22 protein-coding genes, 1 tRNA gene, 1 pseudogene and 1 CRISPR repeat array are annotated in these 25,962 nt (G+C 40.8%); of the genes and pseudogenes, 19 read left to right on the top strand and 5 right to left on the bottom strand.

Annotated features, from left to right (window positions below):
* The first annotated feature begins 81 nt into the window (after window positions 1-81).
* Both glpK and AB4X21_RS05005 read left to right on the top strand, forming a co-directional pair.
* Window positions 82-1,590 (top strand): glycerol kinase GlpK, encoded by a 1,509-nt coding sequence (glpK, locus tag AB4X21_RS05000; protein WP_369088316.1) that lies wholly within the window; start codon window positions 82-84, stop codon window positions 1,588-1,590.
* 327 nt (window positions 1,591-1,917) lie between these two features.
* Window positions 1,918-2,681: pseudogene (locus AB4X21_RS05005) on the top strand ((S)-acetoin forming diacetyl reductase).
* Between the two features lie 114 nt (window positions 2,682-2,795).
* Here the strand turns inward: AB4X21_RS05005 and AB4X21_RS05010 are convergent.
* The 3 genes from AB4X21_RS05010 to AB4X21_RS05020 form a co-directional block, all read right to left on the bottom strand.
* Entirely contained in the window at window positions 2,796-3,038 is a 243-nt protein-coding gene (locus AB4X21_RS05010; RefSeq protein WP_023023047.1) for a type B 50S ribosomal protein L31, read from the bottom strand.
* A 161-nt stretch (window positions 3,039-3,199) separates the two neighbouring features.
* Complete coding sequence (locus tag AB4X21_RS05015; RefSeq protein ID WP_369088317.1) at window positions 3,200-3,784, bottom strand: lantibiotic ABC transporter permease; 585 nt, start codon at window positions 3,782-3,784, stop codon at window positions 3,200-3,202.
* A gap of 96 nt (window positions 3,785-3,880) precedes the next feature.
* Complete coding sequence (locus AB4X21_RS05020) at window positions 3,881-4,825, bottom strand: bifunctional oligoribonuclease/PAP phosphatase NrnA (RefSeq protein ID WP_369088318.1); 945 nt, start codon at window positions 4,823-4,825, stop codon at window positions 3,881-3,883.
* A gap of 290 nt (window positions 4,826-5,115) precedes the next feature.
* Between AB4X21_RS05020 and AB4X21_RS05025 the strand changes: the two genes are divergently transcribed.
* The 11 genes from AB4X21_RS05025 to AB4X21_RS05075 all read left to right on the top strand — a co-directional run bounded on the left by AB4X21_RS05025 (window position 5,116) and on the right by AB4X21_RS05075 (window position 17,607).
* Window positions 5,116-5,559, top strand: a complete 444-nt coding sequence (locus AB4X21_RS05025; protein WP_003007049.1) for a flavodoxin — start codon at window positions 5,116-5,118, stop codon at window positions 5,557-5,559.
* Between the two features lie 63 nt (window positions 5,560-5,622).
* Complete coding sequence (locus tag AB4X21_RS05030) at window positions 5,623-5,895, top strand: chorismate mutase (RefSeq protein ID WP_014713229.1); 273 nt, start codon at window positions 5,623-5,625, stop codon at window positions 5,893-5,895.
* 46 nt (window positions 5,896-5,941) lie between these two features.
* Window positions 5,942-7,105 carry a chloride channel protein gene (locus tag AB4X21_RS05035; protein WP_369088366.1) on the top strand — a complete coding sequence of 388 codons (1,164 nt, stop codon included), beginning with the start codon at window positions 5,942-5,944 and terminating at the stop codon, window positions 7,103-7,105.
* Between the two features lie 123 nt (window positions 7,106-7,228).
* Complete coding sequence (gene rplS / locus AB4X21_RS05040) at window positions 7,229-7,576, top strand: 50S ribosomal protein L19 (protein WP_003003254.1); 348 nt, start codon at window positions 7,229-7,231, stop codon at window positions 7,574-7,576.
* A 43-nt stretch (window positions 7,577-7,619) separates the two neighbouring features.
* Window positions 7,620-7,691 (top strand) — tRNA-Arg (locus tag AB4X21_RS05045).
* Between the two features lie 149 nt (window positions 7,692-7,840).
* A complete protein-coding gene (gene cas9, locus AB4X21_RS05050) occupies window positions 7,841-11,263 on the top strand; it encodes a type II CRISPR RNA-guided endonuclease Cas9 (protein WP_369088319.1) in 3,423 nt (1,140 codons plus the stop codon).
* Window positions 11,264-11,441: 178 nt separating this feature from the next.
* Complete coding sequence (gene cas1, locus AB4X21_RS05055) at window positions 11,442-12,350, top strand: type II CRISPR-associated endonuclease Cas1 (protein WP_369088320.1); 909 nt, start codon at window positions 11,442-11,444, stop codon at window positions 12,348-12,350.
* A gap of 4 nt (window positions 12,351-12,354) precedes the next feature.
* Window positions 12,355-12,678 (top strand): CRISPR-associated endonuclease Cas2, encoded by a 324-nt coding sequence (gene cas2, locus AB4X21_RS05060; RefSeq protein WP_003016415.1) that lies wholly within the window; start codon window positions 12,355-12,357, stop codon window positions 12,676-12,678.
* Window positions 12,675-13,718: a CRISPR-associated protein Csn2-St gene (gene csn2-St, locus AB4X21_RS05065; RefSeq protein WP_369088321.1), complete on the top strand. Its 1,044-nt coding sequence runs from the start codon at window positions 12,675-12,677 to the stop codon at window positions 13,716-13,718. Before cas2 ends, csn2-St begins: the two co-directional genes overlap by 4 nt.
* Before the next feature lie 69 nt (window positions 13,719-13,787).
* Window positions 13,788-15,603: a CRISPR direct-repeat array (repeat unit 36 nt; unit sequence GTTTTTGTACTCTCAAGATTTAAGTAACTGTACAAC).
* A 107-nt stretch (window positions 15,604-15,710) separates the two neighbouring features.
* Window positions 15,711-16,679: a DUF6287 domain-containing protein gene (locus AB4X21_RS05070; RefSeq protein ID WP_369088322.1), complete on the top strand. Its 969-nt coding sequence runs from the start codon at window positions 15,711-15,713 to the stop codon at window positions 16,677-16,679.
* Window positions 16,680-16,794: 115 nt separating this feature from the next.
* Window positions 16,795-17,607, top strand: a complete 813-nt coding sequence (locus tag AB4X21_RS05075; RefSeq protein ID WP_369088323.1) for a PrsW family intramembrane metalloprotease — start codon at window positions 16,795-16,797, stop codon at window positions 17,605-17,607.
* Between the two features lie 294 nt (window positions 17,608-17,901).
* On the opposite strand, the gene mnmE is transcribed toward AB4X21_RS05075, so the two are convergent.
* Both mnmE and AB4X21_RS05085 read right to left on the bottom strand, forming a co-directional pair.
* Window positions 17,902-19,275 carry a tRNA uridine-5-carboxymethylaminomethyl(34) synthesis GTPase MnmE gene (gene mnmE, locus AB4X21_RS05080; protein WP_369088324.1) on the bottom strand — a complete coding sequence of 458 codons (1,374 nt, stop codon included), beginning with the start codon at window positions 19,273-19,275 and terminating at the stop codon, window positions 17,902-17,904.
* A gap of 358 nt (window positions 19,276-19,633) precedes the next feature.
* Window positions 19,634-20,122, bottom strand: a complete 489-nt coding sequence (locus AB4X21_RS05085; RefSeq protein WP_369088325.1) for a sporulation protein — start codon at window positions 20,120-20,122, stop codon at window positions 19,634-19,636.
* 206 nt (window positions 20,123-20,328) lie between these two features.
* Here AB4X21_RS05085 and rpiA point away from each other — a divergent pair, with 206 nt between their 5' ends.
* From rpiA to AB4X21_RS05115, 6 genes are all read left to right on the top strand, one after another.
* The gene (gene rpiA / locus AB4X21_RS05090; RefSeq protein WP_369088367.1) at window positions 20,329-21,000 is read left to right on the top strand and encodes a ribose-5-phosphate isomerase RpiA; all 672 of its coding nucleotides are present in this window, start codon (window positions 20,329-20,331) and stop codon (window positions 20,998-21,000) included.
* 93 nt (window positions 21,001-21,093) lie between these two features.
* On the top strand, window positions 21,094-22,305 hold the full coding sequence (locus AB4X21_RS05095) for a phosphopentomutase (protein WP_003011617.1): 1,212 nt from the start codon (window positions 21,094-21,096) through the stop codon (window positions 22,303-22,305).
* Between the two features lies 1 nt (window position 22,306).
* On the top strand, window positions 22,307-22,852 hold the full coding sequence (locus AB4X21_RS05100; protein ID WP_369088326.1) for a DUF1697 domain-containing protein: 546 nt from the start codon (window positions 22,307-22,309) through the stop codon (window positions 22,850-22,852).
* 12 nt (window positions 22,853-22,864) lie between these two features.
* On the top strand, window positions 22,865-23,674 hold the full coding sequence (locus AB4X21_RS05105; RefSeq protein ID WP_369088327.1) for a purine-nucleoside phosphorylase: 810 nt from the start codon (window positions 22,865-22,867) through the stop codon (window positions 23,672-23,674).
* Window positions 23,675-23,678: 4 nt separating this feature from the next.
* Entirely contained in the window at window positions 23,679-24,914 is a 1,236-nt protein-coding gene (locus AB4X21_RS05110) for a chloride channel protein (RefSeq protein ID WP_369088328.1), read from the top strand.
* On the top strand, window positions 24,911-25,621 hold the full coding sequence (locus tag AB4X21_RS05115; protein WP_369088329.1) for a gamma-glutamyl-gamma-aminobutyrate hydrolase family protein: 711 nt from the start codon (window positions 24,911-24,913) through the stop codon (window positions 25,619-25,621). Before AB4X21_RS05110 ends, AB4X21_RS05115 begins: the two co-directional genes overlap by 4 nt.
* Window positions 25,622-25,962: the final 341 nt, after the last annotated feature.

A 25,962-nucleotide genomic window follows, 5' to 3' on the forward strand; every position in this document is an offset into this window, starting at 1 on the left:
GATACAAATCCATGGTGAAATAGAGTATACTAGTTTATGAAAGAACAAGATTTTTCAGTATCGAATCTAGGAGGGCAGTTTATGTCTCAAGAAACTTTCATCATGGCGATTGACCAGGGAACCACTAGTTCGCGGGCTATCATTTTTAATAAAAAAGGCGAGCAAGTCAGCTCTAGTCAAAAGGAATTCACTCAGATTTTTCCGCAGGCTGGTTGGGTGGAGCACAATGCCAATGAGATTTGGAACTCGGTTCAGTCGGTGATCGCTGAGGTCTTTATCGAAAGTGGCATCAAGCCAAATCAAATCGGGGCGATCGGCATTACCAATCAACGGGAGACGACAGTTGTTTGGGATAAGAACACGGGCCTTCCTATATACAATGCCATTGTCTGGCAATCGCGGCAAACGGCTCCACTGGCTGAAGAACTTAAAAACCAAGGCTATGTAGAAACCTTCCACCAAAAGACAGGTTTGGTCATCGATGCCTACTTTTCAGCGACTAAAGTTCGTTGGATCTTGGACCATGTTGATGGGGCGCAAGAGCGTGCGGAGAAGGGCGAATTACTTTTTGGAACCATTGATACTTGGCTGGTCTGGAAGCTGACGGATGGAGCTGCCCATGTGACAGACTATTCCAATGCTGCCCGTACCATGCTTTACAATATCAAGGAACTGAAATGGGACGATGAGATTTTGGAAATCCTCAACATTCCTAAAGCCATGCTTCCTGAGGTGCGTTCAAACTCTGAAATCTATGGTAAGACAGCTCCTTTCCATTTCTACGGTGGACAAGTGCCGATTGCAGGGATGGCAGGAGACCAGCAGGCTGCACTCTTCGGCCAATTGGCCTTTGAACCTGGTATGGTCAAAAACACTTATGGAACTGGATCTTTCATCATCATGAATACGGGTGAAGAGATGCAGTTATCAGAGAATAACCTGCTGACGACGATTGGATATGGGATTAATGGCAAGGTCTACTATGCCCTTGAAGGCTCAATCTTTATCGCTGGGAGTGCTATTCAGTGGCTTCGTGACGGTCTACGAATGATAGACAATTCACCTGAATCTGAAGCCTATGCTCTGAAGTCCCAGAACCAGGATGAAATCTATGTGGTCCCTGCCTTTACGGGTCTTGGAGCACCATATTGGAACCAAGAGGCGCGTGGTTCTGTCTTCGGACTTACCCGGGGAACGACCAAGGAAGACTTTATCAAAGCAACCCTTCAATCCATTGCCTATCAAGTACGCGATATCATCGACACCATGCAGGTAGACGCCAAAACTCCTATCCCTGTCCTAAAAGTAGACGGAGGAGCAGCGAAAAATGATTATTTAATGCAGTTTCAGGCAGATATTCTTGGGATTGCGATTGCCCGCGCGAAAAACCTGGAAACAACGGCTTTAGGAGCGGCCTTCCTAGCAGGTCTGACCGTAGGTTATTGGAAGGACTTGGAAGAATTAAAATCTCTTCATGGAGCAGCTCAAATCTTTGAACCAAAGATGAATGAATCCCGTAAAGAAGAGCTGTACAAGGGGTGGAAGAAAGCAGTCAAAGCCACTCAAGTATTTGCAGAGTCTGATGACTAAAGGGATCAATCAAACGAATAGTTTAAAAGAAGCCTTCGAAAGAAGGCTTTTTATGTAGGGTTTACAGAATAGAACAGTTATTTGTTTTGGTTAAAAGCCATACTCTATTTCACGTTTTCGTTCATTTATCACTAAATAAAAATATCATATAAATAAACTATTTTTTTCAAAAATATAGGCTAAAGTTTGAAATGTTTTTCACAAAAGAGTATACTGTTAGCATAGTTTTGTCGGATATTTATAAAAGACCCCATCAAAACTAGTTGTCAACCCTTGCTGTTCTGATAGGAACATTTGCTGGTATCGTTGATACCAAGGAGGAATCATATGTCTAAAGTAGCTATTGTCACAGGTGCTGGTCAAGGAATCGGTTTTGCAATCGCAAAACGTTTGGTGCAAGATGGCTTCAAGGTCGGAGTATTGGACTACAATGCTGAAACAGCTGAAAAAGCAGTTGCTGAGTTGTCAGCAGATAATGCTTTTGCAGTCGTAGCTGATGTGTCTAAAAAAGAAGAAGTGGTCTTTCTTTCCAAAAAGTTGTTGACCATTTTGGAGATTTGAATGTTGTCGTGAACAATGCAGGTGTTGCGCCAACTACACCACTTGATACAATTACAGAAGAACAATTTACACGTACATTTGCTATTAACGTTGGTGGCGTGATTTGGGGTGCTCAAGCTGCACAAGCTCAATTCAAAGCGCTTGGCCATGGCGGAAAAATCATCAATGCAACTTCACAAGCAGGTGTTGTAGGTAACCCTAACTTGACTGTTTATGGTGGTACTAAATTTGCAGTTCGTGGTATCACACAGACTTTGGCGCGTGACTTGGCGGATTCAGGAATCACTGTAAATGCTTATGCACCAGGTATTGTTAAGACTCCAATGATGTTTGACATTGCTCATGAAGTTGGGAAGAACGCGGGCAAAGACGACGAATGGGGTATGCAAACATTCGCTAAAGATATCACTTTGAAACGTCTTTCAGAACCAGAAGATGTAGCAGCAGCGGTCAGCTTCCTTGCTGGACCAGATTCAAACTACATCACAGGACAAACCATTATCGTGGATGGTGGAATGCAGTTCCATTAAGATGAAAAAAGAGGTCGGGATCAACATCCTAACCTCTTATTTTGTGACTTCACAATAAAGGAAATAGAACTCAAAAAAACCACTCCCGAAAGGGAAGTGGTTCTGTGTTGGTTCTTATTTGAGACCGTATTTTTTGTTGAAACGATCCACACGTCCATCTGCTTGAGTGAACTTTTGACGTCCAGTGTAGAATGGGTGTGAGTCTGATGAAATTTCAACACGGATCAATGGGTAAGTTTCACCTTCGAATTCAACTGTTTCGTTAGAGTACTTAGTTGAACCGCTGAGGAACTTATAACCAGTAGTAGTGTCCATGAAGACAACAGGGCGATATTCTGGATGGATATCTTTTTTCATTTTGCAATATTTCCTTTCTGCCATGGTCTCTTTCCGAGCCATAGATTGTTACTAAGCTAGTTTACCAAATTTCCAGGATCTTGACAAGTATTTTCACTAATTTTATTTAAATTAATGATCAAAAAAATCACCCTGGCTAAGCCAAGGTGAATCTAATCTTATTATTGTTCAGATTGATTTGGATCTTTTGGTGCTTCAACTGGTTGATCAGCTTGTCCCTCAGTGTGTTCGTGTGTTTCTTTTTTGATTTCATTTACAGCAGTTTTTACAGTAGAAGTTGTCACGCGTCCAACAGATTGGGCAAATCCTTTACCAGATTCAGCAAGTTCTTCGAATGTTCCTTTAGTGATTTTACCACCTGACATCGCCAAGAGACCAGTCACAACAATAGCGATACTTGCAATTAAAGCAAGGATCAAACCAAAGCCCATTGAAACGCCATAGCCATTGAAATTAGCAGCGTACTTATTCACACCGAAGACATCAATCAATGTTACAACAGTTGAGAGAGCCCCAGATACGATAACACCAATTGCAAAACCTTTTGGTAGTGAAGATTTTACATCATTCAAGCATGCAAGGACAATCGCAACGACTGCGAAGATAATAACGAACCATCCATCTCCGCGAAGACCATTCCAGCTGTATGAACCAAAAGCACCAGCATTCAGGCTTGCCCATGGCAAGAAAGAGCTAAGAATCGCTACCGCAGCAGAGATAATGATAAACAACCGATTTTTTTCCATAATAAGTCTCCTTAAAAATTTTATTAGCTTTATTTTACCATAAGAAGGAGCAATTGAAAACCCCATGACCAAGATATAAAGGCTGAGAAATCGTTCTCAGCCTTCGTTCGTGCGAGCCACTTCTTGTAGCTCTTTGTAGATTTGGTCGTTTTCTTCGAGGGAGTAGGAGTTGGCTCCACTCGCTAGTGGATGGCCACCACCATTATGACGTTTGGCAATTTCGTTGATCACTTTTCGTTTGCTACGCATCCGGACACGGAAGTGACCGTCGGCCTGCTCGACAAAGATAGCCCAAACAGACACGGTATCAATGCGCCCAGGTGCCCCAACAATTGCAGCAGTCTCTGAATCACGTAGATCGAATTTCTTTAAGAGCTCTTGTGTCAATGTAACACGCGCAGCGCCATGTTCATCGATTTCGAGATGGTCGTAGACATAGCCTTGAAGCTTAGCTGTCTTAAGGTTGATCGTATCCATCTGCCGAGCAAGTGCTGTAAAATCAAAGGGAATGCTTCGAAGAGTTGCAGCGATCTCAAAGGTCCGAGTCGAAGTAGCAGGATAAAGGAAGCGACCAGTATCGCCGACAATCCCAGCATACAGGAGACGAGCAGCACTAACAGGAAGTTCGAGATCCAATTCCTTAGAAAAAAGTGCGATCAACTCACTGGTAGAGCTAGACTCAGTATCAACCCAGAGCAGATCCCCATAAGCATCGTCATTTGGGTGGTGGTCGATCTTAATCAGGAAATCACCATTCGTATAGCGCTTGTCATCGATGCGGGGAGTATTGGCCGTATCACAGACAATCACCAAAGCTCCATTATAATCCTCATCGCTGACAGTATCCATCTCAGCAAGCCAAGTCAAGGTCGGTTCATCATAGCCAGTTGCCAAGACCCGCTTTTGAGGGAAGTGCGCACGCAGGAGATCCCGCAAGCCCACCTGGCTACCAATCGCATCCGGATCCGGATTCTGATGACGGTGGATAATAATCGTGTCATAAGCTTGAATTTTTTCAAGAATTTCATTCATTACGTTCATACATTACCTCATTTTCTCTGTCAATTTTAACATAAGAAAGGCCCATCCAGCAAGCATTTATCACTAATTAGGAGCTGTGGAAGCGGTTTTACAGAAGATCAATATTTTGGTAGAATGAGATGGATATGATGAAAGAAATTAAACAATCAATTAAATGAAAACGAGGGCGACTAGGTTGAATCGGTCCAAATTCTTGTAACGTGCTCTTTCTTTCAGCTTATCGGGAAAGGTTTCGTGCAAAATGCTTGAAAAAGTGATATAATACGGGAAATAGCTTTTGGGAGGAAATTATGACTGTAGCGAAGATTGTTTTTGCTAGTATGACTGGAAATACTGAAGAAATTGCGGATATCGTAGCGGACAAATTCCGTGATCTTGGTGTCGAAGTAGATGTGGATGAGTGTACAACTGTGGATGCTGAGGACTTCCTTGATGCGGATATCGCAGTGGTAGCGACTTATACTTACGGTGATGGGGAGCTTCCAGATGAGATCCAAGATTTCTACGAAGATTTGGCTGGCCTTGATCTCAAAGGCAAACTTTACGGTGTGGTAGGATCAGGTGATACCTTCTACGATGAATTCTGTAAAGCAGTTGATGATTTCGACCGTTGCTTCGCTGCGACTGGTGCTGAAAAAGGCTCTGAGTGTGTCAAAGTTGATTTGTCTGCAGAAGACGAAGACATTGAAAAATTAGAAGCCTTTGCAGAAGAACTCGTAGCAAAAGCAAATTAATGACAATGAGGCTGGATCGATGGATTACAGCCTCGATTTATATCCAAAATAAAGAGGAGACACATGGATTTAGATCAGATTCGTAAGGACATTGACCAGATCGATCAAGAGCTTGTAGCCTTGCTGGAAAGACGGATGGTCTGTGTTGGTCAGATTGTAGAATATAAGAAGCAACAGGGCTTACCTGTGCTCGATCAAGGAAGGGAAAGAGAGGTGCTTGAGAAAGTCGGCTCTCTCGTGACGGATGAGCAATATCGTGCAACCATTCAAGCTCAGTTTCAAGATATGATGAAGCGCTCGAGAGACTTCCAAGAGGAGGTGAGGGCGCGTGACTAGTCTCTCTATCAAGCAAAAAGCACAACAGTATGTGGTCCTAACAGGGATGGCGCTTTTCATTGGTCTCTTGGTTGGTGCCATTGATATGATTTTTGGTCAAGGTCTTCTTCTGATCGGGGATTTCCGAAGCCAGCATTGGCATTTGATTCTTTTTCTAGCCATAGCGGGGCTTGTCATCGTTTATCTTTATAAACGTTTCGGTGGCAAGGCTTCAAAAGGGATGGGCCTTATTTTTGATGTCGGACACGCGCGTGAGGAAAAAATCCCCTTGGTCTTGGTACCTTTGATCATGCTGACGACCTGGATGAGCCATCTCTTTGGTGGTTCGGTTGGTCGGGAAGGTGTAGCGGTCCAGATCGGAGCGACTCTTTCGCATCGTTTTGCCCGTCATATCAAGATTCCAGATGCTTCGCGTATTTTTCTCATGACCGGGATGGCCGCTGGTTTTGCGGGGCTCTTTCAGACGCCACTGGCAGCAACCTTCTTTGCCCTTGAAGTCCTGACAGTTGGGGAGTTGCAGCTGATAGCTCTCTATCCTGCGCTCATCGCCTCGATCGTGGCTAGCTTTACCTCTCATGCCCTTGGCTTAGAGAAATTTGCTGTGCCACTAAGAGAAACGCTGAGCTGGACACCAGAGACCTTGATCAAAGTTGCCCTTCTTGGATTAGCTTTTGGACTCGCTGGGAAACTCTTTGCAGTTAGCCTTTCCTGGTTGAAGAAAACAGTCGCTCAAGTCTTGCCCAATCCTTATATCCGGATTGCCCTTATAGGAGCTGGACTTAGCTTGGTCCTCTTGACCCTCCAGCTGACCAAGGTCGGCACTTATAGTGGACTTGGAACCAATCTAATTGATGTGGCTTTTCATCAGGGTAGTGCCCAGAGTTATGACTGGATCTTGAAGCTCCTCTTTACCGTGGTGACCATTTCTGCTGGATACCAAGGAGGAGAAGTGACACCGCTCTTTGCGATTGGTGCTACGCTTGGCGTCTTCCTTGCTCCTATGCTGGGCTTACCAGTCTTAGTCGTGGCCGCTATTGGTTATGCCAGTGTCTTTGGCAGTGCGACGACGACCTTGCTCGCACCGATCTTGATCGGAGGAGAAGTCTTTGGCTATGCCAATCTTCCTTTCTTTGTCATTGCTTGTGCTATCGCCTATTGCCTACCAAAAGAGTGGAGTATTTATTCCGGACAAAAAGTTGCGAAAAAGTAGAGAAAAGAGCTTTACAAACCTGAAATTATCTGATATGATAGTTTCTGTGCGTAATGGAAGCACAAAAATACAGTTTATCCGCTGAGGGAGGTCCCTCAAGATTGACGAAGATAGGAGAATAAAATGAATCCATTAATCCAAAGCTTGACTGAAGGTCAACTTCGTACTGATATCCCTGCATTCCGTCCTGGTGACACTGTTCGTGTACACGCGAAAGTTGTCGAAGGATCTCGTGAACGTATCCAGATCTTTGAAGGCGTTGTTATCGCTCGTAAAGGTCAAGGACACACTGAAATGTACACTGTTCGTAAAATCTCTAACGGTGTCGGTGTTGAACGTACATTCCCAGTACACACTCCACGTGTAGAAAAGATTGAAGTTGTACGTTACGGTAAAGTACGTCGTGCGAAATTGTACTACCTTCGTGCATTGCAAGGTAAAGCAGCTCGTATTAAAGAAATCCGTCGTTAAGACGAACAAGGAGGCGGGAGTGATCTCGCTTCTTTTTTTATAGGTCCCCTTAGTTCAATGGATATAACAACTCCCTCCTAAGGAGTAGTTGCTGGTTCGATTCCGGCAGGGGACATGAAGAAAAAGGGAACTCGTACACGCGAGTTCCTTTTTGTGTGTAAATGTAAAGTCAAGAAAAGATGGAATATCTCCATGTAATGAATTGATTTTTGAGGAAGGAAGGAGTAAAATGAAGTTAATATAATGACTATTAGGAGTTTTATTATGAATGGTTTAGTTTTGGGTTTGGATATTGGTATTGCTTCGGTTGGAGTAGGTATTCTAAAAAAAGATACCGGTGAAATTATTCACACTAATTCTCGTTTGTTTTCGGCTGCAACGGCTGACAGTAATATTGAAAGAAGAGGACATAGGGGAGGTAAAAGATTAACTCGCCGGAAAAAACATCGTAGTGTTCGACTTCATGATTTATTTCAAGTCTATGGTTTGTTAACTGATTTTTCTAAGGTGTCCATTAATCTAAATCCTTATCAACTTCGTGTACAAGGGTTGGATAATCAATTAACTAATGAAGAGTTGTTTATTGCTTTAAAGAATATTGTTAAAAGACGAGGCATTAGCTATTTGGATGATGCTTCTGAGGATGGCGGTACAGTATCGTCTGATTACGGTAAGGCAGTTGAAGAAAATAGAAAATTACTTGCTGAACAAACTCCTGGTCAAATTCAACTAGATCGTTTCGAAAAATATGGTCAGGTTAGAGGAGATTTCACTGTTGTCGAAAATGGTGAAAAACGTAGATTAATCAATGTTTTTACAACATCTGCTTATAGCAAAGAAGCTGAAAGAATTTTTAGAAAACAGCAAGAATTCAATAAAAAGATTACAGATGAGTTTATAGAGGATTATCTAACAATCCTTACGGGAAAGAGAAAATACTACCATGGACCAGGTAATGAAAAGTCACGCACCGATTATGGAAGGTATACTACTAAGAAAGATACTGAAGGTAAGTACATAACCTTAGATAATATTTTTGGTATTTTAATTGGTAAATGTACATTTTATCCGGATGAATATAGAGCTTCAAAAGCTTCCTATACTGCTCAAGAGTTCAACTTACTAAATGATTTAAATAATTTAACTGTTCCAACAGAAACCAAGAAACTGAGTGAGGAACAAAAGAAGACAATTATCAAGTATGCGAAGACAGCTAAAACATTAGGAGCTTCAACACTATTGAAGTACATTGCTAAATTGATTGGTGCTTCAGTTGATCAAATACATGGATACCGTATTGATCCCGATAAAAAACCTGAGATGCACACTTTTGAAGTCTATCGAAAAATGCAATCATTAGAAACAATCAGAGTGGAAGAGTTACCAAGAAATGTTATAGATGAGCTTGCTCATATTCTAACTTTAAATACAGAGCGAGAAGGTATAGAAGAAGCAATTAACGCGAAGTTAAAAGATACATTTAGTCAGGATCAAGTACTTGAATTGGTTCAATTTAGAAAAAATAATAGCAGTCTATTTAGTAAGGGATGGCATAATTTTTCTATAAAACTCATGATGGAGTTGATTCCAGAATTGTATGAGACTTCGGAAGAGCAAATGACAATTCTCACTCGATTAGGCAAACAAAAATCTAAAGAGACATCAAAACGAACCAAGTATATTGATGAAAAAGAATTAACAGAAGAAATCTATAACCCAGTGGTAGCAAAATCTGTCAGACAAGCTATAAAGATTATCAATGAAGCAACTAAAAAATATGGTATCTTTGATAATATCGTTATTGAAATGGCACGTGAAAATAATGAAGAGGATGCAAAGAAAGGGTATATCAAGCGTCAAAAAGCAAATCTAGACGAGAAAAATGCTGCCATGGAAAAAGCTGCTTTCCAATACAATGGGAAAAAAGAATTACCGGATAACGTTTTTCATGGACATAAAGAATTAGCAAATAAGATTCGTTTGTGGCATCAACAAGGAGAAAAGTGTCTATACACTGGGAAGAATATTCCAATTTCAGATTTAATTCAAAATCAATACAAGTACGAAATTGATCATATTTTACCTTTATCTCTTTCTTTTGATGATAGTTTATCTAATAAAGTATTGGTTCTTGCTACAGCAAACCAAGAAAAAGGACAACGGACACCCTTCCAGGCTTTAGATAGTATGGATGATGCTTGGTCTTACCATGAGTTTAAATCATATGTAAAAGATTCTAAATTATTAGGTAATAAAAAGAAGGAGTACCTTTTAACGGAAGAAGACATTAGTAAGATTGAGGTGAAACAGAAATTTATTGAACGAAATTTAGTAGATACTCGTTATTCTTCTCGCGTTGTTCTAAATGCTCTACAAGATTTTTATAAGGAGCATCAATTCGATACAACTATTTCAGTGGTACGTGGACAATTTACTTCACAGCTTAGAAGAAAGTGGGGACTTGAAAAATCTCGTGAGACCTATCACCATCATGCTGTAGATGCTTTGATCATTGCTGCATCTAGTCAATTAAGATTATGGAAAAAACAAAATAATCCTTTGATCTCTTATACAGAGGGGCAATTCGTGGATCAAGAAACAGACGAAATTATTTCATTGAGTGATGATGAATATAAAGAGTTAGTATTTAAAGCTCCATATGATCATTTTGTTGATACATTGAAGTCCAAGAAATTTGAGGATAGCATTCTATTTTCTTATCAAGTAGATTCAAAATATAACAGAAAGATTTCTGATGCAACCATTTATGCAACAAGAAAAGCGAAATTAGATAAAGAGAATAAGGAATACACTTATACTTTAGGAAAAATAAAAGATATCTATGCTTTAGGGACAAAAAGTCCTTCTAAAACGGGATTTTATAAGTTTTTAGATTTATACAATAAGGATAAATCCCAATTCTTGATGTTTCAGAAGGATAGAAAAACTTGGGATGAAGTGATAGAGAAGATAATAGAACAATATCGACCATTTAAAGAATACGATGAAAATGGAAAAGAAGTTGATTTCAATCCTTTTGAAAAATATAGAATTGAAAATGGTCCTATTCGCAAATATAGTAAAAAAGGCAATGGTCCAGAAATTAAAAGTCTAAAATACTACGATAATCTTTTAGGGAAATTTGTTGATATAACTCCTTCAGAAAGTAAGAATCCTGTAGCTTTGCTTTCTTTGAATCCTTGGAGAACAGATGTATACTACAATACAGAAACAAACAAATATGAATTCTTGGGATTAAAGTATGCAGATTTGTGTTTCGAAAAAGGTGGTGCTTACGGAATTTCAGAAGTTAAATATAATAAAATAAGGGAGAAAGAAGGAATTGGTAAGGAATCTGAATTTAAGTTTACACTATATAAGAATGATCTAATTTTAATTAAGGATACTGAAACAAATTGTCAACAAATCTTTAGATTTTGGTCTCGGACAGGGAAGGATAATCCAAAAAGATTTGAAAAGCATAAAATAGAATTAAAGCCTTATGAAAAAGCAAGATTTGAGAAAGGAGAGGAACTTGAGGTATTAGGAAAGGTACCACCTTCTTCTAATCAATTACAAAAAAATATGCAAATAGAGAATCTTTCTATTTATAAAGTTAAAACAGATGTTTTGGGTAATAAACATTTCATCAAAAAAGAGGGTGAAGAACCAAAACTCAAATTTTAAAAAATATTTTTAAAAAGAGTTGCAAACGCTTTTACAATGTATTATAATATTAACTGTAAGGGACGCCTTACACAGTTACTTAAATCTTGCAGAAGCTACAAAGATAAGGCTTCATGCCGAATTCAACACCCTGTCATTTATGGCGGGGTGTTTTCGTTTTGTAAAGAGGATATAAATAATGACTTGGAGAATTGTACATGTTTGTCAAAGTGAAAAAATGCAATTAAAGTTGGATAATCTTTTGATTAAGAAGATGGGTGAAGATTATGTTATCCCCTTGAGTGATATTTCGATCATTGTCGCAGAAGGAGGAGAAACGGTTGTAACTCTAAGATTGTTAAGTGCCTTAAGTAAGTATAATATTGCTTTAATTGTCTGTGATAATGATCATTTACCAACAGGTATTTACCATTCACAAAATGGCCATTTTAGAGCCTATAAAAAATTACAGGAACAATTATTGTGGACGCAGGAGCAAAAGGATAAATTATGGCAAATAGTGACCTACTTCAAAATAAATAATCAGCAAGATGTTCTCTCGATGTTTGAGAAAAATATTGATTGTATTCAGCTATTGGCAGATTATAAAGATCATATTGAATTTGGAGATAAAACTAATCGAGAAGGACACGCGGCAAAAGTTTATTTCAATGAATTATTTGGAAAGAAATTCGTTCGTCTTACCCAACAGGAAACGGATGTCATTAATGCAGGTCTAAATTATGGCTATGCAATTATGAGAGCGCAGATGGCGCGTATTATTGCTGGGTATGGGCTAAATCCCTTGATCGGAATTTTTCATAAAAACGAATACAATCAATTTAATTTGGTAGACGATTTAATGGAACCTTTTAGGCAGATTATTGATGTCTGGGTTTATCAAAATTTGCTGGATGAAGAATACTTGAAATATGAGTTTCGTTTAGCTTTAACGGATACACTGAATGCAAAAATTCGTTATGGAAAAGAAACTTGTTCTGTAACGGTAGCAATGGATAAATATGTTAAGGGGTTTTTAAAATGTATTTCGGATAAGGATACAAGTAAATTCTACTGCCCTATCGTTTCTAGTGTAGAATGGAGCTGAAGAAATGAGGTATGAAGCATTGAGGTTATTGTGTTTTTTTGATCTTCCTATGGATACGAATCAAGAAAAAAGAATCTATCGTAATTTTCGGAAAGATCTAATTGCTAATGGTTTTGAAATGTTGCAGTTTTCAGTTTATTATAGAACGTGTCCAAATCGAAGTTTTGCTAGTAAATTCTATAAAAAATTAAGCCAAAGTAATTTACCTAGTGGGAATGTCCGTTTACTAGCAGTTACGGAGAAACAGTTCTCTGAAATGGTTTTGATCATTGGTGGAAAAACAAAACAAGAAGAAGTAGTCAGTGATAATAAGTTGGTAGTTATATGAAAATGAATATCAGTCATCCATACAAGGATAATATTACATTGAGTTTTGGACAATTTACTCAAGTTGTTGGCCAAGATCAACAATTAAAGTACTATATTTGGCAAATCCTGTTATGGTATTTTGGAGGCAAAAAATATAGTGAGGAAGACTTAGTCCTATTCGAACAAAATGAACCTAAAATCTTGATAGACGATACGGTGGTTTCCCGTTCACAATTTAGGGTGATCCAACTATCGAATATCAATGATCTAATCGAGCAGATGGAGTATAAAAAAGGAACGATAGCTTATGATTATCTAAAGAAAAAGATTAATACAGTGGAGATGATGGAGCAAATTGAAAATATCAATGACCATCTAGATAGGATTTCTTTGCTGTTGAATCAGAATTTGAATCTAAAACTAGATGGTATTAACTATCATACAGAAGCGAGATATTTTAATGCAGACCAATTGATCCAAAAAAATTTTCTACCCTATTTTGGACAGAACGATAAAAATATATCCTTTGAATTTGTTGATAATAAGACAAAGTTTTTATTATTTCTTTCGATGTTGCAAGTAGTGATTATGGATCAATCTGAAAAGGTATTGCTTATGCTACGAAATATGGATGATTATTTATCTTATAAGGAATTTGTTGAGTGTTGTGAACAATTAGAGCAATTAACCATTCACTGTAACATGTTATACACTATTTCATTTCCTTCAAATGAAGGATATCTTCATGTCACGAAAGAAGTACTAGAGGAGATTAATATTGTCTCTGATTACATTGATCATTTTTATTCATTAGAATTTATGTATGAACGTTTTACTAATCAATATCCAATAAATCAAATACCTAGTAAACAAGAGTTTTTATCATCTTTAAGGAAGATTGGACCTTATTTATTTAGTTCTGACATTCTTCATATGAGTTTATCAATTGAGGATCAAGTAGCATTGAGAATATTAAACAATTTGTACCAGTATGAAATGAAAATAAAATTCCGTATTGAACCAGTCAACCAAATGTTATTGAAGTATTTAGAAGAATAGTATTGACGAGTTAGGTCTAAGACTTTATAATGGTTTTGAGCTACAAAAACCAAAATTGACGAATTTGAGGTTTTTGTACTCTCAAGATTTAAGTAACTGTACAACATAGCTTGTGAGCCTCACTTGTGATATCTAGTTTTTGTACTCTCAAGATTTAAGTAACTGTACAACTCAAGGCTTTAGTTACCTTTTCAACTACGTGTTTTTGTACTCTCAAGATTTAAGTAACTGTACAACTTGGGTTGATGAAGATGATATACTCTTATTGTTTTTGTACTCTCAAGATTTAAGTAACTGTACAACCAGTCTGAAGATTAAAATCAATTGTCCCATGTTTTTGTACTCTCAAGATTTAAGTAACTGTACAACCTTTTATTGTCCAGACTATGCGGAGGACGTGTTTTTGTACTCTCAAGATTTAAGTAACTGTACAACCTATTCGTTTATCTCATTTGTCTGAAGAAGTTTTTGTACTCTCAAGATTTAAGTAACTGTACAACTTGATTTTTGGGTGGACCTTGCGAAAGATAGTTTTTGTACTCTCAAGATTTAAGTAACTGTACAACTGGAACCGTATGCTGCCATCATTGCGACAAGTTTTTGTACTCTCAAGATTTAAGTAACTGTACAACTTTCATCTTTCATCGTTTCCCTTTCTATGTTGTTTTTGTACTCTCAAGATTTAAGTAACTGTACAACGTCGTACCGATGTCAGCTTTTAAATCATAGGTTTTTGTACTCTCAAGATTTAAGTAACTGTACAACTTATATAGCCGTGATTATTGACCCGATTTGTTTTTGTACTCTCAAGATTTAAGTAACTGTACAACCTTTCTTTGCTCCCTCAAAGATAATTTCAGGTTTTTGTACTCTCAAGATTTAAGTAACTGTACAACAGTGGACTTTATATTTCTTTTTCGTAAACGGTTTTTGTACTCTCAAGATTTAAGTAACTGTACAACCAGTGCTGGTCTTTCCTTACCAATATCTGAGTTTTTGTACTCTCAAGATTTAAGTAACTGTACAACCGAACGTCATTACTGAATTTGACAAGTTAAGTTTTTGTACTCTCAAGATTTAAGTAACTGTACAACAAGCTTTACAGACTAACAGTTTAAAGACTGGTTTTTGTACTCTCAAGATTTAAGTAACTGTACAACTTATATCACGGTTTACCGTGATTGTCAATAGTTTTTGTACTCTCAAGATTTAAGTAACTGTACAACCAGATGAAATTGAAGAAGGCGATATTGCTGGTTTTTGTACTCTCAAGATTTAAGTAACTGTACAACCTAAGGTGGTTCAAGAAGGAACTCCTGAAGGTTTTTGTACTCTCAAGATTTAAGTAACTGTACAACGAACTCTAGCTTGATACCGAAGATATCTGGTTTTTGTACTCTCAAGATTTAAGTAACTGTACAACAAGAAGCCACTGAAGAGAAACCAAAGCGCAGTTTTTGTACTCTTCAAGATTTAAGTAACTGTACAACCATTCGCTGGCCATTGCTCACTATAAATTTGTTTTTGTACTCTCAAGATTTAAGTAACTGTACAACCAACTTGTAGCGCAACTTGCTCAGGAAGTGTTTTTGTACTCTCAAGATTTAAATAACTGTACAACTGATCGTTGACAATGCGCAACTATTAAGATGTTTTTGTACTCTCAAGATTTAAGTAACTGTACAACTTGCCAAGAAAGACGAAGAGATCCGAAAAGGTTTTTGTACTCTCAAGATTTAAGTAACTGTACAACAATTGCCAAATCCATCTATTGGTACTACGTGTTTTTGTACTCTCAAGATTTAAGTAACTGTACAACCAGGTGCGAATACTGCTGTTGAAAGTGCTAGTTTTTGTACTCTCAAGATTTAAGTAATTGTATAAGTAACATATTTTTTGTCTTATCATAATTATAAATTCTCCCCCTCCACTTTTTCTTTGACTCTCCTTTCTTATTTTTCTAAAATAGTAGGTATGTGAAGGGAGATTGATATGAAAAAAGGTTTGGTGATTGTGCTTTCTGCTTTGGTCTTGGCTTCGTGTGGTCGTCCTCAGAGGACGGTGTCGCCTAAGAATTCGGATACCAAGCAGACTAGCACTTCGGAAAAGAAACAGTCTGGTATGGATTTAAAAGCCATCAAGGCTAAGGATTTCTCGAGTATCAAGGGGACTTGGATCGATGGTCGTGGCAATGAGCTGATCTTTGATGATAAGGGCTTGGTCAGCGAGGATGTCGAGCTTGATGCATCGAGCTTTAAGCAGAAGGACCAGATCGCTGAGATGACGGTTAGTGCCAAGTCGGGTGTTGGAGGCTACGGTCTCTTGCTCCTTCCAAAAGGTCAGAAAGCGGGCAAAGACGATGCTTCGGATAAGTCCAAGGATCGGATCTGGGCTGGTCAGTCACCAGCTTATGGCGATGATGACAATTTCTACTATCGCAAGAAAGAGCAGCCGAAAGATCGGGAACAAGTAGATACAGACGATAGCAGTAGTACGTTTAAGACGAGTAAGGCCAAGAAGTGGAATACTCGCCCGGATAGCGAGGTCAAATCTTCGAAGAAGGCAGATCAGAATGATTATCCAGGCTACACCGATGCTCAGGTCGAAGCTGCGCGTGTTTGGGCTTATGTGATCAAGTCTGTACCGACAGAATTGAGTATTAATGAAAAAAGTGCTGGTACAAAAATTTACTTTGGTGGGCTAGGAGTTGATTATCCCAAAGACGTTCGTCAGTTGTTTACTCCTATTTCTGCAGAAGGTCATGTGACTTATGCATCCAACGGTGATGGGACGGTGACGATCTATCCTGTTCCGAGTCATTGGCAACAGTCTGCGGATGAGCTTAATAGTGAAGAGTTTATGACGCAATTTACCCAAGGGATCTTGGACCATGCTGAAACGGTGACATTGCCGGACGGCGATCCAGATATGATCCGCCAGATTCTTGCAGTACTGAAGTAGGCGCTGGATTTGAGAGTTCAGTTTATTGTTTTTTTAAGCTAATCCTGTTACAATGATAGTACTCGGAAAAGACTGGGCTTCCAGCCTTTTTCATTTCACTTTAGAAAGGTCTTTTATGAAACGCAAATCGATTTTGTTTCTCTATTTACTCTTGCTAGCGATCGGCCTAGCCTATGAGACCCAGTCGCTGACAGAAGGCTGGATGTCTGGTAGCCAGTACGGGATTGTGGGACTTTCGACCTTGATCCTTTTGGTCTATGCACTTCCTGCTGTTTGGGCTCTCTTTCATTTCGCCAAGAAGTGGAAGTTGTCTTGGGTACCGGTGCTCTTTTCTCTATTAGGTGGGGGCTTTGTTGCCGGTTGGTTGTCTAGCTTTGCCAATACCTATTTCCATGACATAATACAAGCGATCGCTCCAAATAGCGACTTTTGGAACCAGTACGAGAGTGCCATCGCTGCACCACTCTTTGAGGAACCCTTTAAGTTGATTCCTATCTTCTTTGTCCTCTATTTGTTCAGCGTCCGTCGCATCAAGTCAATCTTCCTCTTGGCGATTGCCTCTGGTCTTGGTTTCCAGATCGTGGAGGACTTTGCCTATATCCGTCAGGACCTACCGGAAGGTTTCTCTTACACGGTGTCAGGGATTCTTGGACGTGTGTCTAATGCGCCTATGTCTCACTGGGTCTACACAGGCCTTGTCATGCTGGGGCTCTTCTTGATTGTCCAAGCAAGAAGAGAGCGCAAGGACCTAGCTCTAGCAGGCTGGGGATACTTAGTAGCTGGGTTTGGACTCCATTTTGTTGGCAATTCACCCTTCTCACAAATCGTGACCGAGTTACCGATTGCAATTCCAGTCTTGAATGCTACTGGGCTCTTCCTAATCTACCAAGCGTATCAGACCGTCGAGAGATTAGAACAAGCAAAATAAAACAAAAAAAGAATGCGTATGTGTGCACACATACGCATTTTTGTTATTTTGGACCAACTGTTTTACTGATTTTGTATAAACTGGGTGATCCTATAGCTGTAAACTAAATTCTATTTTAAAAGAAATATTTGAGAGTTTCCGCAGTGAGAAAAGTGCTTGAAACAACAATGTTTCAAGCACTCGGGAGTTTTGAAACGTTAGATTCAAAACTAAGTCATGGAACTTCTCCGAAGTTCGCTGACGTCCGTACTCACCTAAGGAAAGTCTCAAATAGTATATTGCCTTTAATTAAATTTATTTACCAAGACAGAACTGACTGAAGAGTTGGGTGATGAGCTCATCTGGAGCAGCATCCCCTGTGATTTCTCCAAGGATCTCCCAGGTGCGGGTGAGGTCGACTTGAAGCAGGTCGACCGGCATACCGAGAGCCAAGCCTTCGTTGACCGCTTGAAGGCTTTCAACAGCTTTTTCGATGAGGGAGATGTGACGAGCATTAGAGAGATAAGTCGCATCTTGCTCAACCAGCCCAGCATTTTCGAAGAAGAGGGCGTTGATCCGGTCTTCGATTTGATCGATGTTTTGATTTTTCAGAACGGAAATCTTGATATGATCTTCCGGCAGTTGGTCGATTTCGATCCTCTCTGGGAGGTCGACCTTGTTGAGAAGGATGATGCGGTTGCTATCTTGAGAGATCTCAAGGAGCTGGCGGTCTTGATCGGTCAAGGGCTCGCTAGCATTGAGAACCAGGAGGACTAGATCGGCTTCCTTGAGGGCTTTTTTCGACCGCTCGACACCGATTTGCTCCACGATGTCCTCGGTTTCCCGGATCCCGGCCGTATCGACTAGTTTGAGGGGAACCCCGTTGATGTTGACGTATTCCTCGATAACGTCACGGGTGGTTCCTTCGATATCGGTCACGATGGCTTTTTCTTCGCGAAGAAGATTATTGAGGAGGCTAGACTTGCCGACGTTTGGACGACCGATAATAGCAGTAGAGATCCCTTCACGCAAGATCTTTCCACGACGGGCTGTTTTGAGGAGGTTGGTCAAAAGAGCTTCAAATTCAGTGGTCTTTTCACGGATGATCTCAGTGGTTGCTTCCTCGACATCATCGTACTCAGGATAGTCGATGTTGACCTCGACCTGCGCCAAGGTATTGAGGATCTCTTGGCGGGTGTTGTTGATGAGGTCGGAGAGGGATCCGTCCAACTGTTTAACGGCGATGTTCATAGCCTTGTCGGTCTTAGCGCGTATGATGTCCATGACGGCTTCGGCCTGGGTCAAATCGACCCGACCGTTCAGAAAGGCCCGCTTGGTAAACTCACCAGGCTCAGCCAAACGAGCTCCCTCACGGATGACTAATTGCAGGATTTCGTTAGTCACAGCAATCCCGCCGTGGGTATTGATCTCGATGATGTCTTCACGGGTGAAGGTCTTAGGCGAGCGCATGGCTCCAACCATGACTTCGTCGAGAATCTCGTTCTTATCTGGATCTACGATATGGCCGTAGTTGAGGGTGTGACTCGCCACCTTGCTTAAATCTTTTCCTTTGAAGATTTTCTGCGCAATGGCAAAGCTGTCTGTCCCGCTCAAGCGGACGATCCCGATAGCCCCCTCACCGAGAGGGGTTGAGATGGCAGCGATGGTATCAAATTCTTTAGTAATCATGTCAGTTCTCTTTTCCTGTGGATTCATCTCTATTCTATCGTAAAGTCAGCAGACGGGCAAGGTTTTAAAAATTTTTGAAAAGTAATCTTTTATCTATTAAAAGATATTAAGAGAAGGTAATTGAAGAAAAGTCATTAAAAAAACTTTCCTTATGTGAGTTCGGACGTCAGCGAACTTCTTCGAAGTTCCATGACTAATTATTGAGCCTAAGGTCTCAATAATTCCGTGTGCCTAGAACTTAATTGATCTAGGCACTTTACTCACGGCGGAAAGTTTCATAAATAACTTAAATAATTGATAAGAATAAATTGTTCTTATTTTGTTAAAAACACTTGCTAAGCATTCTAAATTGCTTATTTTATTTACTAATCATAGCAAGATTAAATAACAAATTTTCAGTTGTTGAATCATCAGAATGATCATTTGATTCCTGGTATTGCCCGAATTTTGATATTGTTTGCCATCCATCAGCTTTTAAATATGTACTTGTAGAATTGAAAACTTCATCAGCTAATGAATTAAATTTAACCTTTTTAAAATAAACTAATGAGGCGGCTATACTACCATCCCAAGCCCTAAAAACAACATCTTTATCTGGTTTTGAATCAGCATGGATAACATCGTAAATTGAATCATTAAAATTTTGAATTGCATTTTCATCACTGATAGAGCTATTTAAATCAATGCTAACAATATAAATGTCATTTTCTGAATCATATTTAAAGTCAGTGAAATCTGTAGTGGAGATATAATCTTCAAATGATTTTGGTTCTGAGGAGTTTTTTGAACAAGCAAATAAAAATAATAGTGCAGAAAATATTGTAAGAATGTAAATAATCTTTTTCATAGTTCTCACCCGTTTATTAATAGTTATTAATTTAATTATGTATAACAAATTTTAAAGAATATAACAACATAATATGTTCTATCGTAAAGTCAGCAGACGGGCAAGGTTTTGCTTTTAAAACTAAAAGCTGGAAAGGTTTTCAATTAATTAGTGAAATCTCTTACAGAATATGCTATACTGTAATAGAATATAAAAGGAGGTCTATGATGGTAAACCTAAAAGAACAGGTAGGAATTAAAGCGGCTGAGTTTGTCAAAGACGGCATGATTGTCGGTCTCGGTACAGGGTCAACTGCTTATTATTTTGTGGCTGAATTGGGTCGTCGCATCAAAGAAGAAGGCTTGCAGATCACAGCTGTCACGACGTCGAGTGTGACCTATAATCAGGCTGAAAGTTTAGGCATCCCGCTCAAGGCCATCGACGATGTCGAAGTGGTCGATGTGACAGTGGATGGCGCAGATGAAGTGGATCCTCAATTAAACGGGATCAAAGGTGGCGGTGGGGCTCTCCTTATGGAAAAGATCGTCGCAACCAATTCAAAAGATTGCATTTGGATCGTAGATGAATCCAAACAAGTTGGAACTCTTGGGGCTTTCAAACTTCCAGTGGAAGTAGTGCAATACGGGGCTGAAAATCTTTTCCGTCACTTTGAGCAAAAGGGTTACCATCCTGCTTTCCGTCTCGCGGATGATCAACGGTTTGTCACCGACCAAGGCAACTTTATCATTGACTTGGATCTCAAGGTGATCGAGGATGCAGAAGCTCTAGCCAATGAACTGGATCACACCGTCGGGGTTGTCGAGCACGGTTTATTCTTGAACATGATTTCAAAAGTGATTGTAGGGACACCAGATGGCCCTGTCATCATTGAAAAATAGGTTTCTCTAAAGAGGGGCCGGATCTATCAACGGCTCTCTTCTTATAGGGATATGGTATAATATAGCTAGTTTAATAAAGGAAAGAGGCAGTATATGTCAAAATTTAAACGCATGCACTTGGTTGTGCTGGATTCAGTTGGGATCGGTGCTGCACCAGATGCCAATAACTTTGTCAATGCAGGTGTTCCAGATGGAGCATCTGATACTTTGGGCCACATCTCTAAAACCGTTGGCTTAAATGTACCAAACATGGCCAAAATCGGTCTTGGAAATATTCCTCGTGAAGTACCATTGAAGACGGTGCCAGCTGAAAGCAACCCAACTGGGTATGCAACAAAATTGCAAGAAGTCTCTCTTGGGAAAGACACCATGACTGGTCACTGGGAAATCATGGGGCTCAACATTACAGAACCGTTTGATACCTTCTGGAATGGATTCCCAGAAGAAATTATTACAAAGATTGAAGAATTCTCAGGACGTAAGGTCATTCGTGAAGCTAACAAGCCTTATTCTGGTACAGCGGTCATCGATGACTTTGGACCACGTCAAATGGAAACTGGTGAGTTGATCATCTATACGTCAGCAGACCCTGTCCTTCAAATCGCAGCTCACGAAGATATCATTCCTTTGGATGAACTCTACCGTATCTGTGAATACGCTCGTTCCATCACTTTGGAACGTCCAGCTCTTCTAGGACGTATCATTGCTCGTCCTTATGTTGGGGAACCAGGCAACTTCACACGTACAGCCAACCGTCGTGACTTAGCTGTTTCACCATTTGCGCCTACTGTTTTGGACAAGTTGAACGAAGCAGGTATTGATACCTATGCAGTTGGTAAGATCAACGATATCTTTAACGGAGCTGGTATCAACCACGATATGGGCCACAACAAATCAAATAGCCACGGTATGGATACCTTGATTAAGACCATGGGGCTTCCTGAGTTTCAAGAAGGGTTCTCATTTACCAACTTGGTAGACTTTGATGCTCTTTACGGTCACCGTCGCAATGCTCACGGCTACCGCGATTGTTTGCATGAATTTGACGAACGCTTGCCAGAAATCATTGCAGCGATGCGTGAAGATGACCTCTTGATGATCACGGCAGACCACGGGAATGACCCAACCTACGCTGGTACAGACCATACGCGTGAATACATCCCATTCTTGGCTTATAGCCCATCCTTCAAGGGCAATGGTGTGATTCCAGTCGGACATTTCTCTGATATCTCTGCGACAATTGCAGAGAACTTTGGTGTTGAAAAAGCCATGATCGGTGAAAGCTTCTTAGACAAATTGAACTAAGATGACACGCTTCGCTCTCATCGTAAGAGGGATCAATGTTGGCGGGAAAAACAAGGTCGTAATGGCAGAGCTTCGAGAGGAGCTTCAAACGATCGGTCTGGATGGGGTAGAGACCTACATCAATAGTGGCAATATCTTCTTTGAATCTGCTGGTTCTAAAGCAGAATTGGTGGATTTACTGGGACATTTCTTTCGTGATCGCTATCCCTTTATCCAGTCTTTTTCTCTCTTTTCAGCTGAGGACTATGCGCAAGATCTCGCTGCTCTACCAGCCTGGTGGCAGGAGAATATGGCCCGCAAGGATGTTCTCTTTTACACAGAAGGCCTCAATCAGGATGCTGTCTGGGAGCTGGTCTCCTCTTTTTCGCTCGGTGATGAAATCATCCATCGTGGGAATCTAGGGATCTACTGGGGCAAATACTCAGAAGAGACCTATACAAAGACCGCTTACCACAAACAAGTCCTCAAGATGCCGGATTACCGTCTGTTGACCATTCGCAATGCCAATACTTTTGACAAAATTGGCCAATTTTTAAGGAAATCATAAAGGAGATATGCAATGACATTATTAGCAAAAATCAATGAAACAGCTGCTTTTTTGAAAGGCAAAGGAATGGAAGCACCTGAGTTTGGCTTGATCCTTGGATCAGGTCTTGGAGAACTGGCTGAAGAAATCGAAAATCCAGTCGTGGTAGACTACTCTGAAATTCCAAACTGGGGTCGTTCAACGGTTGTCGGCCATGCTGGTAAATTGGTTTATGGTGAGCTTGCTGGACGCAAGGTTTTGGCCCTTCAAGGACGTTTCCATTTTTACGAAGGAAACCCACTAGAAGTGGTGACTTTCCCAGTTCGTGTCATGAAAGTTTTGGGCTGTGAAGGGGTTCTTGTTACAAATGCTGCTGGTGGTATCGGCTTTGGTCCTGGTACTTTGATGGCCATCACAGACCACATCAATATGACTGGTCAAAACCCATTGATCGGTGAAAACTTGGATGACTTTGGTCCACGTTTCCCTGATATGTCGAAAGCCTACACACCAGAATACCGTGAGACTGCTCATCAAGTAGCGGACAAATTGGGTATCAAGTTGGATGATGGGGTTTATATCGGTGTGACTGGTCCAACTTATGAAACTCCAGCTGAAATCCGTGCGTATAAGACACTTGGCGCAGATGCTGTCGGAATGTCAACCGTTCCGGAAGTCATCATTGCAGCGCATTCTGGCTTGAAGGTTCTTGGTATTTCATGTATTACCAACTTTGCGGCTGGTTTCCAAGAAGAGCTCAACCACGAAGAAGTAGTAGAAGTGACAGAGCGTGTCAAAGACGACTTCAAAGGTTTGCTAAAAGCGATCCTTGCTGAACTCTAATCCAATGAAAGCACGACTCCAAAGTCTGCCCTACGGGCTGAGGTTGCTTCTAGCCACCTTATCATTAGGGATAGGGACAGGTCTGGTCGGAATTGCCTGTCATTATCTACTAGAAGGGGTGCAAGGGCTGGCCTTTGGTCAAGATAAGTCGGATTTGCTCCAGCAATTTCAAGCAGCAGGAGGTCTCCGTAGATTTCTGGTTTTGTGTGTGACTGGGTGCTTGGCAGCTGGCTTCTGGTATGTTCTGCAAAGACGTTATAAGATCCTGTCTATTCGCCAGCAAATTGACTTAGCTGGAGACAGGGAACCAGCGCCCTTAGCCCACCTCCTTCATGCAGGGATGCAGGTGGCAATTGTCGGAGCAGGCGCATCGGTCGGAAAAGAAGGAGCCCCACGTGAGGTCGGGGCTCTTCTAGCTGGTCGCTTGTCGAAGGGATTCTCACTAGCTCTCAAAGAGCGGAAAGTCTTGATCGCCTGTGGTGCTGGAGCTGGTTTGGCTGCGGTCTATCAGGTTCCCTTTGCCAGTAGCTTGTTTGTCTTTGAGACCTTAGGGCTCGCCTACAGTTGGCAGAACTTTCTACTGGTTTTGACCAGTACTTATCTGGCCACCTGGGTCGCTCAGTCCATCGTTGGTCATGAGGCCATTTATCAATTGTCCGCTGTCTCATGGTCGGCTAGCAGTTTTTTACAGGCTATTGTGATTGCTTTCTTGGTCACTCCCTTGGCTCTGGTCTTTGCTTTCCTCGCCAAGCGAGCTAGTCACAAACGGCGGAAGGATAGGACGATTCTTTGGGCTCTTCCTCTAGCCTTTCTAGTGCTGGGGAGCCTAGTAGCCTTTTTCCCCATCTTTATGGGAAATGGCCAGGTACTAGCGCAAGCCCTCTTGTCTAGCCAGTCGATTCCTTATCTTCCACTGGCTCTTGCAGTGAAGGGACTTCTGGTTTATCTCCTCTTGCGCAATGGTGCCTATGGGGGAACCTTGACACCATCATTTGCCCTTGGGATTGGATCTGGCTATCTAGTGACCTTGCTTTTGACAGTTTTTGGGATTCATCTAGATCCAGCTATAGGGATGTTACTAGGAGCAACCGTCTTTTTAGGGACGACCCTAGAAGCTCCTCTGACAGCCATTGCTCTGAGCCTTGGATTTACAGGCCAGGCTTGGAATTTGACTATTCCGCTTGTACTTGCAGCTGGTCTGTCTTACGTGATTCGAAAGAGATGGGAGAAGAAACGATGAAGGTACATTTTGTACTGCATGAAACCTTTGAAGTACCGGGCGCTTATCTAAAATGGGCGCAGGAGCGTGGCCATCAGGTGACCACGACCAAAGTCTATGAGAATGAAGCCCTACCAGAGACAGTGGATGAGATCGACTTTTTGATCGTCATGGGAGGACCTCAATCGCCAGATGAAGATCGAGAAGCTTTTCCATACTACGATCCTCAGGCAGAGATCGAGTTGATTCAAAAAGCCATGAAGGCAGATCGTTACATTGTTGGGGTCTGTCTGGGGGCGCAACTCCTGTCTGTTGCTTATGGTGCAGAGTATGAACACAGCCCGGAACGTGAGATTGGGGTTTATCCTGTGACCTTGACGCCTGAAGGACTCACAGATCCGCATGTCGGTGATTTTGGAGAAACGTTTGAAACTGGCCACTGGCATGGCGATATGCCAGGAGTGACAGAAGATGCTGTTGTTCTTGCAACCAGTCAAGGGTGCCCACGTCAGATTATTAGCTTCAGTCCGAAACACTATGCCTTCCAAGCCCACTTGGAATTTGATCCAGAAGCAGTCAATCTCTTGATTGCTGCAGACGGTGAAGATGTTTTGGAAGAACAAAGTCAAAACCTGACCTTTGTTCAAGAACCTGAAGCCATTCGTGTTTACGATTATCGAGAAATGAATGCTAAACTCTATGCATTTTTGGACTCATTAACAAAATAAAAAATGAAAGGAAGGGCAGTTCGGGTTTGAAACTGAACCCGGGCTAGAGGCTGTGTAAAAAAGATAAATCCTCCTAGATGCGATGCATCTTTGTCGGATTTCCTATTTTTACTTTGCCTCTTTAACGCCTATTCTAAAAAAATAAAAAAGAAAGGTAGAGCATGTGTTCTGATTTGAACACGAGCGGAAAGCTCTCCTAATTACTCAATAAAAAAAGAAAGGATGGGTTAACCGTATTCGCTGAACTGAATACGGGCGGAGAACTGTGTAAAAAAGATAAACTGTCTAGCATCTGAGATGCGTCGTCAGTTTCCTATTTTTACTTTGTTCTCTGTCGCCCT

It is taken from the genome of Streptococcus sp. CP1998, assembly GCF_041026655.1.
In the GTDB taxonomy this organism is placed as follows: domain Bacteria; phylum Bacillota; class Bacilli; order Lactobacillales; family Streptococcaceae; genus Streptococcus; species Streptococcus dentalis.

Excerpts from the sequence above, each read along its gene's own strand:
- glpK (WP_369088316.1), top strand. The coding sequence starts at position 82 with ATGTCTCAAGAAACTTTCATCATGGCGATTGACCAGGGAACCACTAGT.
- AB4X21_RS05010 (WP_023023047.1), bottom strand. The coding sequence starts at position 3,038 with ATGAAAAAAGATATCCATCCAGAATATCGCCCTGTTGTCTTCATGGAC.
- AB4X21_RS05015 (WP_369088317.1), bottom strand. The coding sequence starts at position 3,784 with ATGGAAAAAAATCGGTTGTTTATCATTATCTCTGCTGCGGTAGCGATT.
- AB4X21_RS05020 (WP_369088318.1), bottom strand. The coding sequence starts at position 4,825 with ATGAACGTAATGAATGAAATTCTTGAAAAAATTCAAGCTTATGACACG.
- AB4X21_RS05025 (WP_003007049.1), top strand. The coding sequence starts at position 5,116 with ATGACTGTAGCGAAGATTGTTTTTGCTAGTATGACTGGAAATACTGAA.
- AB4X21_RS05030 (WP_014713229.1), top strand. The coding sequence starts at position 5,623 with ATGGATTTAGATCAGATTCGTAAGGACATTGACCAGATCGATCAAGAG.
- AB4X21_RS05035 (WP_369088366.1), top strand. The coding sequence starts at position 5,942 with ATGGCGCTTTTCATTGGTCTCTTGGTTGGTGCCATTGATATGATTTTT.
- rplS (WP_003003254.1), top strand. The coding sequence starts at position 7,229 with ATGAATCCATTAATCCAAAGCTTGACTGAAGGTCAACTTCGTACTGAT.
- cas9 (WP_369088319.1), top strand. The coding sequence starts at position 7,841 with ATGAATGGTTTAGTTTTGGGTTTGGATATTGGTATTGCTTCGGTTGGA.
- cas1 (WP_369088320.1), top strand. The coding sequence starts at position 11,442 with ATGACTTGGAGAATTGTACATGTTTGTCAAAGTGAAAAAATGCAATTA.
- cas2 (WP_003016415.1), top strand. The coding sequence starts at position 12,355 with ATGAGGTATGAAGCATTGAGGTTATTGTGTTTTTTTGATCTTCCTATG.
- csn2-St (WP_369088321.1), top strand. The coding sequence starts at position 12,675 with ATGAAAATGAATATCAGTCATCCATACAAGGATAATATTACATTGAGT.
- AB4X21_RS05070 (WP_369088322.1), top strand. The coding sequence starts at position 15,711 with ATGAAAAAAGGTTTGGTGATTGTGCTTTCTGCTTTGGTCTTGGCTTCG.
- AB4X21_RS05075 (WP_369088323.1), top strand. The coding sequence starts at position 16,795 with ATGAAACGCAAATCGATTTTGTTTCTCTATTTACTCTTGCTAGCGATC.
- mnmE (WP_369088324.1), bottom strand. The coding sequence starts at position 19,275 with ATGATTACTAAAGAATTTGATACCATCGCTGCCATCTCAACCCCTCTC.
- AB4X21_RS05085 (WP_369088325.1), bottom strand. The coding sequence starts at position 20,122 with ATGAAAAAGATTATTTACATTCTTACAATATTTTCTGCACTATTATTT.
- rpiA (WP_369088367.1), top strand. The coding sequence starts at position 20,329 with ATGGTAAACCTAAAAGAACAGGTAGGAATTAAAGCGGCTGAGTTTGTC.
- AB4X21_RS05095 (WP_003011617.1), top strand. The coding sequence starts at position 21,094 with ATGTCAAAATTTAAACGCATGCACTTGGTTGTGCTGGATTCAGTTGGG.
- AB4X21_RS05100 (WP_369088326.1), top strand. The coding sequence starts at position 22,307 with ATGACACGCTTCGCTCTCATCGTAAGAGGGATCAATGTTGGCGGGAAA.
- AB4X21_RS05105 (WP_369088327.1), top strand. The coding sequence starts at position 22,865 with ATGACATTATTAGCAAAAATCAATGAAACAGCTGCTTTTTTGAAAGGC.
- AB4X21_RS05110 (WP_369088328.1), top strand. The coding sequence starts at position 23,679 with ATGAAAGCACGACTCCAAAGTCTGCCCTACGGGCTGAGGTTGCTTCTA.
- AB4X21_RS05115 (WP_369088329.1), top strand. The coding sequence starts at position 24,911 with ATGAAGGTACATTTTGTACTGCATGAAACCTTTGAAGTACCGGGCGCT.